Here is a 12,790-nt window from a genome sequence, read left to right on the forward strand (position 1 = left end):
GCTCACCGGTAAAGCTGGACGACGTCGCGGACCATGCCGCCCGTGCCCAGCTCCTCTTGGTCGCCATTGCTGGCGGATCCGATCACTTCGCCCCAGATATCCATCGTCGGCGGGCTCGATCCGTCCTCGCCCACCGGTTCGGTCAGGAAGACTTTGACGAATTCCTTCACCGGCACATTCGTAGCCGCGCCCTTGATCACCGTGCCCGTCTCGGCGCTGCAATCGATGCCCGCGACGATCAGCACGCGGCGGTCGGCATTGGGGGCGGCCGCGGGCGCGCAGCTCGGCAGGCCCGTCTCGGCGCGCCCGGATAGAATGTCGCCGCCAGCCGCCGCCGCGATCTCGGCAAGATATAGGTCATAGCGGGTGTCGGCATCCGCGAAGGGATCCGTGGCACCCTCCGCCGTGATGTCGATGCCATAATTCTTCTGCATGTAGGTGATGCGGCCCTGCGACCAGTCGCCATCGCCGAAGCGACCGCAGGGCTCAGCGGCCCCCTCCATGAAGCAATCGTCACGCGGCAGGCCGACCGTGTCGGGCGAAAGCTCTTCATTTTCCTTGATGCAGGCGTTTTTTCCGCCGCCATTCGACGTGGTGCCATCCTTACCGCTCGGATTGGCGGCGACGATCCCCTTGATGACATTCGGCGCGGGCGCGTAATCGGGATCGTTGCTGAGCCCGTTCATGATCGACTGATACATGTCGAAGCGCACGTTGAAGATCGCCGCGTTGCGCCCTTCCTTCTGGCCCGGTTCGAGATCGACGCCGCGCTGGTTGAAGCATTGGGTGATCTTGCTGACCGCGCCGAGGAGGCAAGCGTCGAGCTGGGCGCCGGTCTTTTTCGCGCAGGGCCCTTCGTCATCGATTTTCGCGCCATTCGGATCGAGGAACCCGAAATCGCCCGGCCCCCAGGCGGCATCGCCACCCCCGCCGGAACGCAGCAGGATCATCTGTCCGATATTCTTCTCGGCGTCGAACCCGGGCGGGACGCAGAACATCAAGGGCGTGACATCGCAGGCGAGAATTTCGAGCCCCGCCACCGCCTGCGCCGTGGCCGAGCCGTCGAACGCGTCATAGCCGCCCATCGTGGTGAAAGCGGCTGCGAAAACGCCCTGGACTTCGCGCTCATTGACATCAACGCGCACGAAGGCCGCCTTCGCCGGATCGGTGGTCACCGCGTTTGTCGCGTCGCTGTCGCTGTCCGGCAGGGCGCTGAGATAGGTCAGGGTCACATCGTTCGCAGCTCCCAGCACCTGCGCGCCAGTCGCAAACGTCTGGCTGTCGACGATGAGTTGAGCGGCCGCATCGGCACGGGTGATCGCGTCGGAATTGCCGTCAAGTTCGCCCGCGGCCGCCAGCGCCACCGAATCCGCGAAGGATTGCAGCTCCGAGCGGGTGCTGCCGAGCCGGCCCAGATCGAAGGAGAGCGCCACCAGACCGAGCACCACCACGAGGCTCATCCCGAAGAAGACGAGGATCGTCCCGTCTTCCTCGCGGGCGAAACGCCGGATGCTGTTCTGGATGCGCCCCATCGACCCCGAGCCTCACTTGACCGTCGTTTGGGTCACTTCCGTGCCGCGCCGGATCGTCACCGTGCGCACGGGCGTGGGTTCGAGTTTGTTGGCCGAGCGTTCGCTGAGAATATCCGCCAACCCGATCGAGGGCAGCGGATCGCTCTCGGCCTCGTCGAGCGTGCGCAGCGTCAGGCTGAGCGTGCCCGCCTTCTGCGCCAGCGCGAGGCGTTGGCCCTGATCGGGCGAGACCTCAACGGTGACAGTGCGCGCCACGCCGGGGGTTTTCACCTTCTCATCGGCTTCCTGATCCACCCCGATGACGCGAACGTCCTGAAGGATCGTCACGGTCTTGAGCGACTCGTTCTTGCCGCGGGTCATCATGACGTCGACGCGGTCGCCCGGCGTCACGAAGCCGCCGACGCCGCTCGAGGCGTTGACCTCGATCGCCATGGCCCGGCTGTTCGGGCCGAGGGTTTGAACGATGGTGACTTTCTCGCCGTAGTTCGAGACCTTGGAGGCGAGGATCAGCTCGCCCTGCGCGATCTCGGCACGGGCGCGGCGCGGCTCTCCCCCCGTTTTGGGCAGAAGGGCCGCGTAATCGGTGAAGACACCCGGCGGCAGCGCCTCTTTCGGCCAGGAGATCGAAGTCAGCTTCTGCGCCTCGATGGTCTGGCCGAAGGGAATGTTCTGTGCAGCGGCGAGCACCTCGACGAGCCCTTCGCGCTCGGCGGCGAGGTCACGTTTGTATTTCGCCTCGAAGAAATCGCGCGCCAGGTAAGCCGAGCCACCTGCCACGGCGAGTCCTGCGGTGAAGGTCAGCAAAGATGCGATACGCATGGCGCTCTCCGTTATGTGGAATTGAAAAAGATATTGGCGGCCCGCCCCCAATCGCGAACCGCCAGATAAGTTTAGCCGCCAGTCATGATGGTCGTGGCGCTGGTCATTTGAGTTTCCACGGCATCGCCAAGGGCAGTGTAGACGGTGCCCGCGATTGCCAAAGCGATGGCCAGAGCAAGGCCGTATTCGACGACGGTGACGCCCTCTTCGTCCTTCTTCAGACGACGCAGCGAAGCGAGTTTGAACAGTTTCATGGTCTTTCTCCGTTTCTGAAATGCCGGCCCACCCCGGCGTTAAAATCTGGCCCCGTGTCCCCTGTTGAGCCGGGCAGCCAAGATTCAGATTGCGAGCGTTTTGACGTCGCGGCATCGGTTCAACGTCGCGAAATCACAACCATGGATTGTATTTCTTGGCAGCGATGCCGAAATCTGGACGCCAGATACGCCGTTTGGAGGAGCGATCACCCAGCAGCGCCGCTCTCGCGACTCGGCTTGAGGCGCGCGATTTTCGTCTTGTTTCGGAGGTTTGACGCGTGCGGCGGAACGATGCCGTTCAGGACGCTACACCGTTCGAGCTACAGGCCGCGCACGGTTTCGGTGACAGAGGCACCGGGATCTTCGACAGCCCCGAAGCGGGACTGCCGTTTTCGCGAGATGTGAGAGCGGACGGCGTTGACGCTCAACCCTCAGCCGGGCAGCGCGTCCACGAGTTGGGCGAAGTGATCGCCGCGTTTCTCGAAATTCGGATATTGGTCGAAGCTGGCCGCGGCAGGCGCCAGCAGGACCGTATCGCCCTCTTCGGCGTCGCGGGCGCAGGCGGCGACGGCGGCTTCCATCGTCTCGCAAATCTCATGCTCGACGGCCAGTTCCAGCGCGAAGTCGCGCGCGGAGTGGCCTATGAAATAGGCTTTCTTCACCGCACCGAGATGTTCGGAGAGCGAGGCCACCCCGCCCTCCTTGCCCAGACCGCCCGCGATCCAGCGGATGTTCGGGAAGGCCTCGAGTGCCTTCGCGGCGCTGTCGGTGTTGGTCGCCTTGGAGTCATTGACCCAGCGCACCCCACGCTTCTCCGCGATGGTCTGGCTGCGATGCGGAAGACCGGCGAAGGAATGGAACGCCTGCTCGATCACGCGCGGCGCAATTCCCAGCGCGCGCACGGCGGCATAGGCCGCGCAGGCGTTCTGATGGTTATGCGCACCGGGCAGCCCGGTCACATCACGCAGGTCGATCGAGGCCACCTGCTTGCCCTTGCGCCATTCGCAGAGGAACCCTTTGCGCGCATAGACCGACCACCCCCAATCCCCGAGCTTGCGCGCCGAGGACACGCGGATCAGCCTGTCATCGTTGCGGCCCATCATGATCTGATTGGCGAGATAGACGCCCTCGGGCTCGTCCACCCCGATCACCGCGCGATCCGGGCCGCCTTCCGCGAAGAGACGACGCTTGGCCGCGAAATAGCCGCCCATGCCTGCGTGGCGATCCAAATGGTCCGGCGAGAGATTGGTGAAGACCGCGATGTCGGGCGTCAGCGCGCGCGCCAGATCGGTCTGATAGGAGGACAGCTCCAGCACCACTACTTCGCCATTCTCGGCAGGCTCCAGATCGAGCACACCGCGCCCGATATTCCCCGCCATCTGCGTCGGTCGCCCGGCCTCTTCCAGAATGTGATGGATCAGCGCCGTCGTCGTGGATTTCCCGTTCGAGCCGGTGACGCAGATCGTGCGCGGCGCCTGATCGTAGCGCATGAAATCATCGGTGGCCCAGGAGGCGAAGAACAGGCCGATATCGTTATCGACGGGCACGCCCGCCTCCATCGCAGCCGAAATCACCTGGTTGGGCTTGGGATAGAGATGCGGGATACCGGGGGAGACGATCAGGGCCGCAACCTCCTCGAAGGCGCCGTGGCGCGTCAGGTCGCGGCAGCTATACCCTGCTTCCTCGGCGCGGGCGCGGCCTTCGGGGCTGTCATCCCAGCACAGCGGCTCGGCCCCGCCTGCGCGCAGCGCGGCCGCCGTCGCCAGACCCGAGCGCCCGAGCCCGAGCACCGCCACCTTCTGTCCGTCAAAGCCCTGCACCGGGATCATGGGTCTCTCCTGTCGCCTCGCGCAAGGGCAGCGGGGGCCGCCTCGCGTCTTTCGTCGTTCTATCACGTCGTCCTATCGCGGGGGCCAGCCCCCGCACCCCCGGGATATTTGAACCAATACGAAGGGGAAAGGGGGAACGCAGCGCGCAAGTCGCCGGACATGCAAAAACGGCGCGCACGGAGGGGAGGAACCGTGCGCGCCGCAAAGGGTCTTCAAGCGAAGATCGCTAGATTACGACTTCTGGTCTTGCTGCTTTTCGAGCGTCGAGAGAATGTCCGACAGGCTTGCATTCAGCATCAGCTTGCCCGAGCCGACTTCGGAGGCCGGAACGGTGATCTTGAACATCGAAACGGTCGTGTCGAGCGTGTCGTCGGTGCGGACATAGACTTCGTCGCTGTCGCCCATGTTCATGACTTTCTCGATCGTACCGATTGCAGCGCCGTCCGAGGACACGACTGCATCGTTAACGCCGGTCTGGACCTTGTTGCCGACGATGCCAGCATCTTTGTTCAGCTGGTTCTCGGCGGGGATCGACTCTTCGCCGTTGGAGGTCTGGTCGGTCATCGTAGCGCCGACCTTTTCGTCTGCGACGCCAGCGGTGTTGTTGACATCACCGCCCGAGGTGACGTTGACCGCGGGTGCGGTGCCGTCGGAGCTCTGGTCATTCGGAACGATCTGCATCTTGTAGTCGACCAAGCCATATTGGCCATTTTCGGACGAGCCACCGGTGGTCACGCCGTCTTCAGCGCTGGCAACAGTGCCCAGCGACAGCGTGGCAGCGAGAGCAGTCGTCGACAGAATAATGTTGAACTTGCGGGTCATCGGGTTCTCCTCGTTAAAACTTTTACGACGTCTCGCGTCGCGGTTCGGGGAGACAACCAGTGGATTTCGCTTTGGTTCGCTCAAATAAAGGTGACGTAAACCAAGGGCGCCGCGGTGGAACCGCGACGCCCTTTTGCGACTTCGCGCGCACCCGCATACGCGCTAAATAAGAGGTATACGGGAAGGAATTCTCAGCGAATTTTCAGCGTCGCCAGACCGATCAGCGCGAGGATCAGCGAGATGATCCAGAAGCGGATGACGATCTGCGGCTCCGACCAGCCCTTCTTTTCGAAATGGTGATGGATCGGAGCCATCAGGAAGACCCGCTTCCCGGTGCGTTTGAAATAAGCGACCTGGATGATCACCGACAGCGCCTCGACCACGAAGAGGCCGCCGACGATACCGAGGACAATCTCGTGCTGGGTGCAGACCGCGATCGCGCCGATCGCGCCGCCAAGCGCGAGGCTGCCGGTATCGCCCATGAAGACCGCAGCCGGCGGGGCGTTATACCACAGGAAGCCCAGACCGCCGCCCATCAGCGCCGCGGTGAAGATCACCAGCTCGCCGGAGCCGGGCACGAATTGCACGCCCAGATATTCGGTGAAGTCGGTCCGGCCCACGACATAGGCGATGGCGCCCAGCGTGCCTGCGGCGATCATCACCGGCATGATCGCGAGCCCGTCGAGCCCGTCGGTGAGGTTCACCGCATTGGCCGCGCCGACGATCACGATCATCGCGAAGGGGATGTAGAAATAGCCGAGGTTCAGCACGAGGTCCTTGAAGAACGGGATCGACAGACGCCCTTCCAGATCGGAGGGGTGCAGATACCATGTCAGGAGCGACGCGAGCAGCGCGAGCAGAAAGCCGAGCGCAAGCCGCGCCTTGCTGCTGACGCCTTTGGTGTTCTGCTTGGAGACCTTGGCGTAGTCATCGGCGAAGCCGATTGCGGCATAGCCATAGGTGACCATCAGCACGACCCAGATATAGCCGTTGTCGAGCCGCGCCCAGAGAAGCGTCGAAACCAGCAATGCCGTCAGGATCAAGATGCCGCCCATGGTGGGCGTCCCGGCCTTGGAGATATGCCCCTCCGGCCCGTCGTCGCGGATCGGCTGCCCCTTGCCTTGCGTGCGGCGCAGGATGCCGATCAGCCAGGGGCCGAAGATGAACCCTACCAGAAGCGCCGTGAAGAATGCCCCGCCCGCGCGGAAGGTGATGTAGCGGAACAGGTTGAAGACGCCCCCGCCATCCGAGAGGTCAGTCAGCCAATACAACATTAGTCTTTTCCCTTATGGGCCTCGGCCGCGCCGGGCTGGCCGAGTTTTTTCAATACGCTCACGACGACGCTCACCTTGGAGCCTTTGGATCCTTTGACCAGAACGACGTCGCCGGGGTCGATCAGGTGGCGGGCTCGCTCTGCCAGCTTGTCCGCCTTTTCATACCATTCGCCGCGTTTGGCGCGCGGAAGCGCTTCACGGAGCGCCGCCATGCGCGGTCCCGCGAGATGCACGAGGTCTATCTTCGCCATGGCGGGGTGATCGGCGATGGCCGCGTGCAGCGCCGCCTCGTCGTCGCCAAGCTCCAGCATGTCGCCGAGGATTGCGATGCGGCGCCCTTTCGCGGTGCGCCCCACCCCGTCGCGCGGCTTGGCGCCTGCCAGGACCTCGAGAGCTGCCGACATCGAGGCCGGGTTCGCGTTGAACGCGTCGTCGAAGAGATCGAAGCTCTCGGCCTCGTCCACCACATCCATATAGACCCGCTCGCGCTGGCCACGCCCGGCGGGGGGCTGCCAGTTGCCCAGATCCATCGCGGCAATGGTCGGATCGCAGCCCGCAGCTTCGGCCAAGGCAAGCACGCCGAGCGCGTTATTCGCGAAATGCCGCCCCGGGGTCATCACCTTGAACAGGATCGACGTGCCGTGGTGATCGGCCTGAACGACGGTCGCGTCGCCCGCGATGCGGGCGTCGATCAGACGGTAATCCGAGCCCGGCTCGGGACCGAAGCTGACCATGGTTCCGGCCTGCTGGGCGGCCTTGCGCAGAATGTCGGACACCTCGAGGCCGGACGGCACAATCGCGATGCCGCCGTCGATGAGCCCCTCGAAGATCGACGCTTTCTCATGCGCGATGCCTTCGATGCTGTCGAAAGCGGCCAGATGGGCCGGCGCGACGGTGGTGATCATCGCGGCATGGGGCTGCGCCATCTTCGCCAGCGGCGCGATCTCGCCCGGATTGCTCATGCCGATCTCGATCACGGCAAAATCGGCATCCTGCGGCAGGCGCGCCAGCGTGATCGGGACGCCCCAGTGATTGTTGAAGCTGGCTTCGGCGGCGTGGACGGTGCCTTGAGCCGAGAGGACGGCGCGCAGCATCTCTTTGCTCGACGTCTTGCCGACCGAGCCGGTCACGGCGAGCACGCGGGCCCGCGCCCTCGCGCGCCCTGCCCGTCCCAAAGCCTCTAGGCCTGCGAGGACGTCATCCACGATCAGCAGCGGATCGTCCTTCGAGCAGCCCTCGGGGATGCGGCTGACCAGCGCCGCCGCTGCGCCCTTGTCGAGGGCCTGACGCACGAAGTCATGGCCGTCGCGCACATCCTTGAGCGCCACGAAAAGATCGCCGGGGTGGATCGTCCGGGTGTCGATGGAAATCCCGGTCGCGGCGAAGGGTTGCGTGGCTTCGCCACCGGTCGCGGCGGCCGCGTCGCTCGAGGTCCAGAGAACGGCCATCAGATTTTTCCGTCCAGCGCGGCGACGGCGACCGAGGCCTGCTCGGCATCGTCGAACGGATAGGTGTCAGAGCCGATGATCTGACCGCTCTCGTGGCCTTTGCCCATCACCAAGAGCGCATCGCCCGGCTGCAGCAGATCGACGCCGCGCAGGATCGCCTCGGCACGGTCGCCCACTTCCATCGCCTTGGGCGCGCCTTCCAACACGGCGGCCCGGATCGTCGCGGGATCTTCCGAGCGCGGGTTGTCGTCGGTGACGATGACGATATCGGCGTTCTCGGCGGCGGCCTGCCCCATCAGCGGGCGCTTGGTCGCGTCACGATCGCCGCCCGCGCCGACGATGGCGATCAGGCGGCCCATCACATGCGGGCGCAGCGCCTTGAGCGCGGTCTGCACCGCGTCGGGCGTATGGGCGTAGTCGACGAAAACCGTCGCGCCATTGTCGCGGGTGGCGGCGAGTTGCATCCGCCCGCGCACGGTGGAGAGCTTCGGCAGCGTCGCGAAGACGTCCTCGGGGTCGGCACCACAGGCGATGGCGAGCGCCGCCGCCGTGAGCACGTTCATCGCCTGGAACCCGCCGATCAGCGGCAGGCGGGTCATCTGCGTCCAGCCTTCCCACGAGAAGCGCACATCCTGCCCGGTCGCGTCAAATCGCTGGCCAAGGATCTGCATTTCGCATTGCTCGGTATGGCCGATGCCGATCAGTTCCTGACCGCGCGCGGTGATGTAGCGCGCCAGTTCCTCGCCCTTGGGATCGTCGAGATTGATCACCGCCGCCCCGTCTTCGGGCAGAACGCGGGTGAAGAGCCCGGCCTTGGCGGCAAAATACTCCTCGAAGCTCGCATGATAATCGAGGTGATCTTGCGTGAAATTCGTAAACGCGGCCGCCGAGAGCGTCACGCCATCCAGCCGGCGCTGCGCCAGCCCGTGGGACGAGGCCTCCATCGCGGCATGGGTCACGCCGACGGCCGCCATATCCGAGAGCAAGCGATGCAAGGTGATCGGCTCGGGCGTCGTATGCGGCGATGGGGCGGAATAGCTGCCTTCCACGCCGGTTGTGCCGATATTCGCGGCCTCGAACCCCATGAGCTGCCAGATCTGGCGGGTGAAGGTGGCCACGGAGGTCTTGCCGTTGGTGCCGGTCACCGCGATCAGGGTCTCGGGCTGGCGCTCGAACCACAGCGCCGCTGCGAAGGCCAGCGCCTGACGCGGATCTTGCGTGATGACGATGGCGGTGTCGGTGCCTTCGAGCGCCTCGCGCGCGGCTTTCTCGCCCGCGCGATCGGTCAGCACCGCGGCCGCGCCCATGCGCAATGCGTAGGGGATGAACTCGGCCCCGTGGATTTGGGTGCCCGGCAGAGCCGCGAAAAGATGGCCCGGCTTGACCTGCCGACTGTCGACCGACAGCCCAGAGATCGCGCAGTCTGCGCCCTGCAGCGGCGTCAGCCCCAATTCGCTCAGCATTTTGGTGCCCGCAGCCATCGTATCCGTCCTTCATTCAGCTTGCCGCACTTATCCGGCGACGCGTCTGCGAGGTCAAGGCGACAGGCCCTGCCCCCGGTCTCTTTGCGCGAGTTCATGCGCGTGGCGCGAGACCCGCTGCCAGCCCGGAAAGGTCAGTCTTTCTTGACGAGGCTGATGCCGTCGAGCATGTCGGGCGTGGTCGGTTCGGGGCGCAGGCCCAGAAGCGGCGCGACACGGCGGATCGTCTCGGCCGCGACCGGCACGGCGGTCCAGCCTGCGGTGCGACGCGGCGTGTCGCCGGAGGTGTCCGTCGGCTCGTCCAGCGTGAGAACCAGCACATATTCGGGATTGGTCACCGGGAAGACGCCCGCGAAGGTCGAGATCACCTTCTTGTCGTAATAGCCGCCCTGCGGATCGGGCTTGTCGGCGGTGCCGGTCTTGCCCGCGACCTGATAGCCCGCGACATTGCCGTAGCTCGCCGTGCCGCGCGTCACCACGGCGCGCATCATCGCCAGCGCCTTGCGGGCCACCGCCGGAGACACGACCTGCGCGCCTTCGGGGGCCCCGAATTCCTGCTTATGCGGCTTGCGCGGGCCGCCTTTGGCGATCAGCGTCGGCAGCACGCGGCGCCCGTCATTCGCGATCGTCGCATAGGCCGTCGCGAGCTGCAGCGGGCTGTCGGAGAGACCGTGGCCGTAGCCGATGGTCATCGCCGAAAGCTCCGACCAGTTTTTCGGCAGAATCGGTCGGCCCGTCGGTGCCTCGATCAGCTCCACCGGCGAGGGCTCCAGAAGGCCCAGCTTGCCGAGGAATTCGCGCTGTTTCTCGGGGCCGATCTTCTGGACGATCCGCGCAGTGCCGATATTCGAGCTGTGCACGATCACATCCGTGACCGACAACTGCTTGCCGTAATTGTGGAAATCGTGGATGCGGAACTTGCCCCAGCGCAGCGGCCCCTTGGTGTCGATCATCGTCTCGGGCGTGACCAGACCGTCCTGCATCGCCTGGCTGACCGCGAAAATCTTGAAGGTGGAGCCCAGCTCGTACATCCCCTGAACCGCGCGGTTGAACAGCGGGCTGTCGGAGGGATCGCCCTTCAGAAGCGGCGCGGGGCGGTCGTTGGGGTCGAAATCGGGCAGACTCGCCATGGCGACGATCTCGCCGGTCTGAACCTTCATCAGCACCGCCGTCGCGCCCTTTGCGTTCATCAGCTTCATGCCGCCCGAGAGCACGTCTTCGAGCGCGGACTGCACGGTCAGGTCGAGCGAGAGCTTCAGCGGCTGCCCACCATTGGCCGGATCGCGCAGCCACTTGTCATATTCCTTCTCGATCCCGGCCACGCCGAGGATCTCGGCCGAGTTCACGCCCTCCGTGCCGTAGCGCGCGCCGCCAAGAATATGCGAGGCGAGGTGGCCGTTGGGATAAAGCCGCATTTCGCGCGGGCCAAACAGAAGGCCGGGATCGCCAATATCATGGACCGCCTGCATCTGCTCGGGGCTGATGCGGCGCTTGATCCAGACGAATTTGCGATGACCGGTGAAATCCTTCTTCAGCCGATCGCGGTCGAGATCGGGGAAGATCTTCACCAGCTTGTCCACGGTGCCCAGCGGGTCGATCATCATCGGCGGCTGCGCATAGAGCGAGTGGGTCAGCAGGTTGGTCGCAAGCACCCTGCCCTTGCGGTCGACGATGTCGGCGCGTTGGGCGTGGATCTGCTCGGTCGTGGAATCGGTCTGCGGCTCTTCGGGGCGCGCGGCGGCGAAGGAGCCCATGCGCAGCCCCACCGTCAGGAAGGCCGCGAGGAAGATCACCGACATGACCAGCAGGCGGCCTTCGGCGCTTTGACGCGCCTTGTCACGGGTGGCCTCGCCGCGCAGACGGCGGTTCTCGCGTTCGATCGCGTCGGGGTTCTCACCTTTTTCGCGGGCGTCGAGGATACGAGCAAGCGGACGAAGGGGCGTGCGCATCAGTTCCCTCCCTCAGGATCGGCCTTGACCTCGATCGGGTCGGACAGGCCGGACAAATCGGCGTTCGACGCGTCGGCATCATCAGCCTGCGGCGTCGGATAGGCGATCTGCGCCACGGTCCCGAACTGCTCGGGCGTCATCGGCAGGAGACGCAGCGAGGTGAAGTTGAGATTGACCAGTTCGCGCAGGCGCTGCGGGCGGTTGAGATAGGCCCATTCGGCGTTGAGCACGGACAGCCCCTCGTTGAGCGAGGCGATTTCGCGGTTGAGGTCGCGCAGCTCGTCGATCCGGTCCTGCGTGTCGTAATTGACGTGATAGGCCCAGAAGGCGAGCGCGAGGACACAGGCGGAGGCGGCAAGATAGGCAAGCAGTCTCAACGGCGTTTCCCCTTCTTTTCCCCGGTGACGAGCTTCGGAAGCCCCAGTTGCGTGCGATCGGCCTTGCCAGCGGGCGCCTCGGTGCGCCGTCCTACCCGAAGCCGGGCCGAACGTGCGCGCGGGTTTTCCGCCAGTTCCTCCGCGTCGGGCCCGTCGCCCTTCACTGTAATTTCGAACGCGGGATCAAGGGTTTGCTGAACCGGCGCATGACGCGAACCGCCGCCGCCCGTCGACGAGCGCGCCGCAAAGAAGCGCTTCACCACCCGGTCTTCGAGCGAATGGAAGCTGACCACGGCCAGAAGCCCGCCGGGTTTCAGCGCGCGCTCTGCGGCTTCCAGCCCCTCGATGAGCTGGCCGAATTCGTCGTTCACCGCGATGCGCAAGCCTTGGAAGCTGCGCGTGGCGGGATGGCTCTGCCCCGGCTTCGGGCGCGGCAGGCAACGCTCGATCACTTTGACCAGTTGCTGCGTGGTCTCGAAAGGCTGGGTCTTGCGTGCTTCGACAATAGCCTTGGCGATCCGGCGCGAGGCGCGCTCTTCGCCATATTGATAAAGGATATCAGCGAGTTCGGCTTCGTCCGTCTCGTTCACCAGATCGGCGGCCGAGGGCCCTTCCTGCGACATCCGCATGTCGAGCGGCCCGTCGCGCATGAAGGAAAACCCGCGATCCGCCTGATCGAGCTGCATCGAGGAGACGCCGAGATCCAGCACCACCCCGTCGAGCAAGTCGTCGCTATAAGTATCGAGTTCGGAGAAAGTGCCCTCGACCAGCTCCAGCCGGTCGCCATACTCGCCGCGCCACGCCTCGGCCATCTCGAAGACCGCCGGGTCGCGATCGACGCCGATCACCTTGTCCGCGCCCGCCTCCAGCAATCCGCGCGCATAGCCGCCCGCGCCGAAAGTTCCGTCAAGCCAAGTCCCAGAGACAGGCGCGACCGCCCGAAGGAGCGGCCGCAGCAATACCGGGACGTGGGGGGCGTCTGGCAGGGCGTCCCGATCCGTCATG

General features: G+C 65.1%; 11 protein-coding genes. All 11 read right to left on the reverse strand.

From position 1 onward, the window contains the following. Positions 1-2: 2 nt before the first annotated feature. The 11 genes from BMI85_RS02010 to rsmH all read right to left on the reverse strand — a co-directional run bounded on the left by BMI85_RS02010 (position 3) and on the right by rsmH (position 12,789). On the reverse strand, positions 3-1,532 hold the full coding sequence (locus BMI85_RS02010) for a pilus assembly protein TadG-related protein (protein ID WP_078599332.1): 1,530 nt from the start codon (positions 1,530-1,532) through the stop codon (positions 3-5). Between the two features lie 12 nt (positions 1,533-1,544). Beyond that, positions 1,545-2,351 carry a Flp pilus assembly protein CpaB gene (cpaB, locus tag BMI85_RS02015; RefSeq protein ID WP_078599333.1) on the reverse strand — a complete coding sequence of 269 codons (807 nt, stop codon included), beginning with the start codon at positions 2,349-2,351 and terminating at the stop codon, positions 1,545-1,547. Positions 2,352-2,422: 71 nt separating this feature from the next. Then, entirely contained in the window at positions 2,423-2,605 is a 183-nt protein-coding gene (locus BMI85_RS02020) for a Flp family type IVb pilin (RefSeq protein WP_078599334.1), read from the reverse strand. Between the two features lie 431 nt (positions 2,606-3,036). Continuing rightward, entirely contained in the window at positions 3,037-4,434 is a 1,398-nt protein-coding gene (gene murD / locus BMI85_RS02025; protein ID WP_078599335.1) for a UDP-N-acetylmuramoyl-L-alanine--D-glutamate ligase, read from the reverse strand. A 231-nt stretch (positions 4,435-4,665) separates the two neighbouring features. Beyond that, the gene (locus tag BMI85_RS02030; protein ID WP_078599336.1) at positions 4,666-5,256 is read right to left on the reverse strand and encodes a hypothetical protein; all 591 of its coding nucleotides are present in this window, start codon (positions 5,254-5,256) and stop codon (positions 4,666-4,668) included. Between the two features lie 191 nt (positions 5,257-5,447). After that, complete coding sequence (gene mraY, locus BMI85_RS02035; RefSeq protein WP_078519467.1) at positions 5,448-6,530, reverse strand: phospho-N-acetylmuramoyl-pentapeptide-transferase; 1,083 nt, start codon at positions 6,528-6,530, stop codon at positions 5,448-5,450. Further along, the gene (gene murF, locus BMI85_RS02040) at positions 6,530-7,978 is read right to left on the reverse strand and encodes a UDP-N-acetylmuramoyl-tripeptide--D-alanyl-D-alanine ligase (RefSeq protein ID WP_078599337.1); all 1,449 of its coding nucleotides are present in this window, start codon (positions 7,976-7,978) and stop codon (positions 6,530-6,532) included. The genes mraY and murF overlap by 1 nt, the downstream gene beginning before the upstream one ends. Continuing rightward, positions 7,978-9,459 (reverse strand): UDP-N-acetylmuramoyl-L-alanyl-D-glutamate--2,6-diaminopimelate ligase, encoded by a 1,482-nt coding sequence (locus tag BMI85_RS02045; RefSeq protein WP_078546540.1) that lies wholly within the window; start codon positions 9,457-9,459, stop codon positions 7,978-7,980. Before BMI85_RS02045 ends, murF begins: the two co-directional genes overlap by 1 nt. A 134-nt stretch (positions 9,460-9,593) precedes the next feature. Continuing rightward, a complete protein-coding gene (locus BMI85_RS02050) occupies positions 9,594-11,408 on the reverse strand; it encodes a penicillin-binding protein 2 (protein ID WP_246832466.1) in 1,815 nt (604 codons plus the stop codon). Continuing rightward, positions 11,408-11,785, reverse strand: coding sequence for a cell division protein FtsL (locus BMI85_RS02055; protein WP_078519471.1), 378 nt, complete (start codon positions 11,783-11,785; stop codon positions 11,408-11,410). The genes BMI85_RS02050 and BMI85_RS02055 overlap by 1 nt, the downstream gene beginning before the upstream one ends. Next, complete coding sequence (gene rsmH, locus BMI85_RS02060) at positions 11,782-12,789, reverse strand: 16S rRNA (cytosine(1402)-N(4))-methyltransferase RsmH (RefSeq protein ID WP_078599339.1); 1,008 nt, start codon at positions 12,787-12,789, stop codon at positions 11,782-11,784. The genes BMI85_RS02055 and rsmH overlap by 4 nt, the downstream gene beginning before the upstream one ends. Position 12,790: the final 1 nt, after the last annotated feature.

Source organism: Thioclava sp. DLFJ4-1 (assembly GCF_002020145.1).
In the GTDB taxonomy this organism is placed as follows: domain Bacteria; phylum Pseudomonadota; class Alphaproteobacteria; order Rhodobacterales; family Rhodobacteraceae; genus Thioclava; species Thioclava sediminum.

Bases quoted from the DNA above. Each gene is read 5' to 3' on its own strand.
- BMI85_RS02045 (WP_078546540.1), bottom strand. From the start codon at position 9,459: ATGGCTGCGGGCACCAAAATGCTGAGCGAATTGGGGCTGACGCCGCTG.
- murF (WP_078599337.1), bottom strand. From the start codon at position 7,978: ATGGCCGTTCTCTGGACCTCGAGCGACGCGGCCGCCGCGACCGGTGGC.
- murD (WP_078599335.1), bottom strand. From the start codon at position 4,434: ATGATCCCGGTGCAGGGCTTTGACGGACAGAAGGTGGCGGTGCTCGGG.
- cpaB (WP_078599333.1), bottom strand. From the start codon at position 2,351: ATGCGTATCGCATCTTTGCTGACCTTCACCGCAGGACTCGCCGTGGCA.
- BMI85_RS02030 (WP_078599336.1), bottom strand. From the start codon at position 5,256: ATGACCCGCAAGTTCAACATTATTCTGTCGACGACTGCTCTCGCTGCC.
- mraY (WP_078519467.1), bottom strand. From the start codon at position 6,530: ATGTTGTATTGGCTGACTGACCTCTCGGATGGCGGGGGCGTCTTCAAC.
- rsmH (WP_078599339.1), bottom strand. From the start codon at position 12,789: ATGACGGATCGGGACGCCCTGCCAGACGCCCCCCACGTCCCGGTATTG.
- BMI85_RS02020 (WP_078599334.1), bottom strand. From the start codon at position 2,605: ATGAAACTGTTCAAACTCGCTTCGCTGCGTCGTCTGAAGAAGGACGAA.
- BMI85_RS02050 (WP_246832466.1), bottom strand. From the start codon at position 11,408: ATGCGCACGCCCCTTCGTCCGCTTGCTCGTATCCTCGACGCCCGCGAA.
- BMI85_RS02010 (WP_078599332.1), bottom strand. From the start codon at position 1,532: ATGGGGCGCATCCAGAACAGCATCCGGCGTTTCGCCCGCGAGGAAGAC.